Origin of the sequence: Streptomyces sp. E2N166 (genome assembly GCF_003671715.1) — a bacterium.
GTDB lineage: Bacteria > Actinomycetota > Actinomycetes > Streptomycetales > Streptomycetaceae > Streptomyces > Streptomyces thinghirensis.
The window spans coordinates 1,410,550-1,411,930 of the sequence record NZ_RAIF01000032.1 but is presented as its reverse complement, the minus strand read 5'-3'; the positions used below and the strand labels follow the sequence as shown (position 1 = coordinate 1,411,930).

1 protein-coding gene is annotated in these 1,381 nt (G+C 70.9%); it reads right to left on the bottom strand.

Translation table 11 applies throughout. The features are described 5' to 3' along the window. Positions 1–238 precede the first annotated feature (238 nt). A partial coding sequence (locus EBH09_RS33285; RefSeq protein ID WP_193776665.1) for an ABC transporter permease occupies positions 239–1,381 on the bottom strand: 1,143 nt, incomplete at its 5' end.

The window sequence follows — 1,381 nt, the reverse complement described above, 5'->3', positions numbered from 1 at the left end:
CCGGGCCGGTCAGCCCCGGCTCTTCCTGATCCCCGCGATCACGGCGACCAGAAGGGCGATGCCGATGGCGATCCAGAGGGCGGTGCTCATGAGGGACTCCTCGTTTGTCGGGCGGCCCGGTGGGCCGAATGGGGGTGTTCCGGACAGGGATGGGGGACGGACGAAGGGATGGAGGACGGACGAAGGGAAGCGGACGAAGGGAAGGTGATGAAGGAAGACGGTCGCCGGGAGGTTCGGCCTACTGACGCAGCCGCAGCGCCTCGGCGAGCGGGACCCTGGAGCCGCTGCGCAGCACGCTGTTGGCGTACATCCGTCCGGCGACCCGGGTCATCCCGGCCAGAGCGGCGGCCGCCAGCACCAGGGAGAGGGCGATCTGCCAGACGGGAGCGATGCCGAGCAGTATGCGGGCCGGCATCAGGATCGGGCTGAGCGGCGGCAGCAGCGACAGCCACTCGATCAGGGGGTCGTGGGCGTCCTTGCTCAGCAGGGCTATGCCCAGCACGAACGGCGTGGTGATGAGCAGCATCACCGGTTGCACCACACCCTGCAGATCCTCCTGCCGGGAGACCCGCGCGGCCGCCGCGGCCAGCATGGCGGCGAAGAGGAAGAAGCCCAGGAGGAACCAGACGCCCAGCGTCACCAGCGTCCCGCCCACGGCGGTCGGCAGGGCGACGGCGCCGGTGCCCTGGGCGAGCGCCACCGCCGCGCCGCCGAGCAGCACGAGCTGGGTCAGGCCGACCACGGCCACGCCGATCAGTTTCCCGGCGAGGAGTTGCCAGGGGCGGATGGTGGACAGGAGCAACTCCACGACGCGGCTGGTCTTCTCCTCCACCACGCCCTGCGCCAGCATGATCCCGTAGAAGACGAAGAAGAAGTACAGCAGGCCGGTGGAGGCGAGGATCAGCGCGAACTGCTCGGCGGCGCTGTTCTCCGAGGGCTCCAGCGCGGCCACCCGCACGGTGGACGATGCCACGCGTTCCCGGAACTCGGCGGGATCCAGGCCCGCGCGTTCCAGCTCCCTGGAGGTGCGCTCCTCGGTGGCCGCGGCCCGCACCACGGCGAGCAGCTCCTCGTCCGCCTCGTGCTCCACAAACAGCGTGAGCTGCCCGTCGGCGCTGCCGATCACGGCGGAGAGTTCCCCGTCGCGCAGGATCCGGTCGGTGCGGTCGCCGTCGACGGTGACGAACTCGAAGTCGCCCGTCCTCTCGGCCACCGCGGCGAGCGCCGGGCGCAGTGCCGAGGCCTCCCGCTCGACGCCGATCCTGGCCGGGCCGTCCCTGGAGACGATGATGATCAGTGCGTAGGCGCCGAGTCCGAGCAGCAGCCCCAGGGTGCTCAGGACGAAGGACCTCGTCCGCATCCTGCTGCTGATCTCCCGCCG